The 3981-nt window shown below is 36.7% G+C and carries 1 protein-coding gene; it reads left to right on the top strand.

Going from position 1 to position 3981, the window contains the following annotated elements; genetic code table 11:
- The first annotated feature begins 612 nt into the window (after nucleotides 1–612).
- Entirely contained in the window at nucleotides 613–3648 is a 3036-nt protein-coding gene (locus COO03_RS23275; RefSeq protein ID WP_255257329.1) for an efflux RND transporter permease subunit, read from the top strand.
- Nucleotides 3649–3981: the final 333 nt, after the last annotated feature.

Consider the following 3981-nt stretch of genomic DNA (forward strand, 5'->3'; position numbering starts at 1 on the left):
ATGACTCGTCTTTTTTGTGTATTTTTATCATTATAAAATAACACTGAACTTCTTAATAAAGGAACTCAGCTTTATTTCATCGAAATAGACGAACCAAGTGGTCATGAAAAAAACCTATCAAAATAGGAGAACATTCTTCATTTCTATAAAACATATCAGAAATATCCTTTCATTTTTACTAAGAGACCTCGTATTCCAAAGCATATTAAATTTTCTATGAAAGAAATTAAATACATTCTTTTTAAATATATTCTTTTTCCAAAAAAACAGCATGAAATCAAATATTGATAGATCATTTGTGTGGATTGGCAATCTTAAAGAGGTATGTGTGCCTCCTGTTTACGGAAAGTGTAAAATACACAATCCTTTTTGTCATGTTTAGAACGTGACTTTTTACACTGCTGTATAGAAGGAATTTTCTGTATACTTAGCGTCGTGTGATTCGATATAGGTCTTTGGGCTGAGTTTAGAATCCATCATGCGGTTGATGTGGAATAAAAGGATAAAATTTACAATTATGAAAGGGTGAAGAAAATATAAGTAGGGGAGGATTACGATTTATAGAGATTATGTAAGTAAGATTATTTTCCTTAGTACAAAGGGATGGGAGGAATGACGGTGGGGTCGTGGATTCGCTTTTCTTTAAAAAATGTAGGTGTTGTCTTTCTCGCGATGATTTTTATTGTTGTCGGGGGATTATATTCTATTAAAACAATAGAGATGGAAGAAATGCCAAACGTTGATATTCCGTATATGGTTGTGCAAGTCCCTTATATGGGTGCCACGCCAGAGCAAGGGTTAAATGATATAGGAAAGCCGCTAGAAACTGCATTTTCTAGTATTCAAAAGCTTGATAATTTATATATTGAAGCTCATAGCAACATGGTAGTTGCTATTTTAGGATTTGATATGGACAGGAAGATGGATGAGGCTGAAAAAGATGTGACGAGTGCTGTTGCATCTCTAAAATTACCAGAGGATGCAGGGAAACCTGTCGTTATGAAAGATGGACCTTCGCAGATGCCAATATTTACTTTCGCGCTTTCTTCAGACAATGCTAAGCAGGCGGATATTTCACAATATGTGAACGATCGGATTAAACCGACTTTGTCTACTGTTGAAAATATCGGCAAGGTGGATGTGTCAGGTGAAACCGAAAAGCAATTGTCTATTAGACTTGATGTTGAAAAAATGAAAGAAAAAAAGATTACTTATGACATAGTAAAGCAAGCACTTTTAGCACACAATTTTTCTTTTCCAGCAGGCCAGGTGAGCATTAATGAAAAAACATTAAATGTTCAAGCTGATTACAAACTTAAATCGCTTACTGATGTGAACAATATGAAAATGGCAGTACCAAGTGCTGAGGGAGTACAAACGGTTAAATTGTCAGATGTAGCAACTGTAGAATATGGAAGTAAAATAGAAACTGTATATACGAGATTAAAAGATACGCCTGCAGTTCTTGTATCTGTTAAAGCGCAGCCAGGAGCTAATGCAGTGGAAGTGGTCAAACAAATTAACCAAAAACTATCTGATCTACAATTACCAGAGGGTTATAAACTGACAAAGTTGTATGACAGCTCAAAGCAGGTAGAAAAATCAGTTAATAGTATGCTTAGGGAAGTGTTGCTAGGTACATTGTTTGCTGTCATTGTGACATTTGTATTCTTACGTAATATAAGAGCTACAATTGTAGCTGTGCTATCAATTCCGCTGTCTGTTTTAGCAGCGATGATTACGATGAAGTATTTACATTATAGTTTGAATATGATGACGCTAGCTGGTATTGCAGTAGCTGTTGGTCGAGTAATTGATGATTCTATCGTAGTCATTGAAAACATCTACCGCAGAACATTAAGCAGCGCAAAGCGTGATGCAAACATGGTGTTAGCAGCTGCTAAAGAAGTTGGCGGTGCGGTTACATCTTCAACAATTACGACTATGGCAGTATTTGGCCCACTTTCATTCGTTCCGGGAATTGTTGGCAAGTTCTTTGCTCCGTTCGGAATTACAGTTATTGTTGCACTTGCTTTTTCTTTACTTGTTTCGTTAACAGTTGTCCCTTTGCTTGCTAAGTTTTTCTTGCTACGTTTGAAGCATAAGGAGCCGAAAGAAACAATATTGCAGAGAGCATATCGGCGTGTGCTGAACTGGGCGATTCAGAAAAAGATGATTACACTCTTTCTCGCTTTTGTCGTATTTGTTTCATCTTTAGGGCTTGTGCCGCTGATCCCGAAAAACTTTTTACCAGAAGAAAAGGCGGCTTCATATAATCTGACGGCAGATTTACCTGTTGGAACATCACTTGACAAAGCTAATGGTGTAGCCAAAGATATGGAAAGTATTCTTAGTAAACAAGTGAGTGTGAAAAGCTATCAAACGATTGTTTCAGGAGAAAGAATTCGTTTGTCTATTGATTTGAAGGATGATATGACGAAAGAAGGAATAACGACTTTTGAAAAAGATGTAAAAGAAAAGATGGAAAATCTAGGAACGGGCATCGAAACAGCTTTGACACCGATTGGTATAACAGGAGGAGGACAATTTGTTCTTATTGTGGAAGGTGGAAATGCTAAGGATTTGGAGACTGCCGGGAATAAGATTGTAGAGAAGATAAAGGATATAAAGGGCTTGTCGAATGTGAAAACAAATTTATCCGCTGTAAAACCGCAACTTAATTTGTCAATTGATGAAGAAAAAGCAGTGGGAAAAGGTTTGAATCCAATGATGATTGCTGCTTTTGTAAGAGGGAGTATTGCTGGTGAAAGTGTTACGACAGTCCAATTAGACGGAAAAACGACTTCAGTGAATCTAGGATTGAAAAATGATAATCTTACATCTATTGAAAGCATTACGAATCAAATTATTATGAGTCCTACTGGGCAACAGGTAAAATTGTCGGATGTAGCCACCCTCTCTGAAGCACCGGGACCTACTGCTTTGTATCGCTTAAATCAGCAAGAGTATGTACAAGTAAGTGCAAGATTTACAACAGATAATGTATCTGGTGTGCAAGCTGAGGTAGATAAGCGTTTAAAAGATTCAGATTTACCAAAAGGTATTAAGTATCGCTCTGAAGGACAGTCACAAGCTATGAATGAAGGGTTCCAAAATATGATTATTGCTATGGGGATTGCTGTTGTACTTGTCTTTGTTGTGATGCTAGTGACATTTGGAAATGCAATGGCTCCGTTTGCAATTCTATTTTCTTTACCATTTCTTTTTACAGGTGGTTTGCTTGGCTTATACCTTACGAAAGAACCTTTAGGTATGCCGGCATTGGTTGGGTTTCTTATGTTAATTGGAATTGTTGTAACGAATGCTATTGTGTTGATGGATCGTGTTATGCAAAATGAAAAACAAGGAATGGCTATAAAAGAAGCTTTATTAGAAGCGGGGGTAACAAGACTTCGTCCGATTTTAATGACGGCTCTTGCTACAATAGGTGCACTTACACCGTTGGCGTTGTCGACCGAGGGAGGGCTTATTTCTCGTTCTCTTGCTATCGTTGTAATTTCTGGCTTACTAACATCTACGCTTTTAACATTAGTCATAGTCCCGACTGCATACTATGTGATGAGTAGGTTAAAATGGAATTTTACAATGAAAAGAAGAGTTTCGAAGGCGAAAAAAGAAACAGCATAAAAAACTAAGGGAATGGGAGAAGGTATTCTGTTCCCTTAGTTTTTTATAAATAAAGAGGATAGCTTCATGAAACTATATAGGCGGTAGAATCGGTGAGACAGTCATTGTTATTTGGTAGATTAGTTGGGAAAAGATTTTAGGCTAACAATGAAATGGAAACATGCATGAAGAAAAAATAAAAAATATATTGATTTTGTGGAAAGAATGGTGTATTATATTAAAAGTCGCTGCTGCAATAAAGCAAAACGCGGCAAACGAAATAAAAAACTTAGTTGACATTGAAACATAGAAATGTTAACATAAGGGAGTCGCAAATGAGCGGCAAACAAGTTC

The organism is Bacillus sp. AFS098217, assembly GCF_002551815.1.
GTDB lineage: Bacteria > Bacillota > Bacilli > Bacillales > Bacillaceae_G > Bacillus_A.

What these genes read in the sequence shown, in the direction of transcription:
- COO03_RS23275 (WP_255257329.1), top strand. Translation starts at nt 613, where the DNA reads ATGACGGTGGGGTCGTGGATTCGCTTTTCTTTAAAAAATGTAGGTGTT.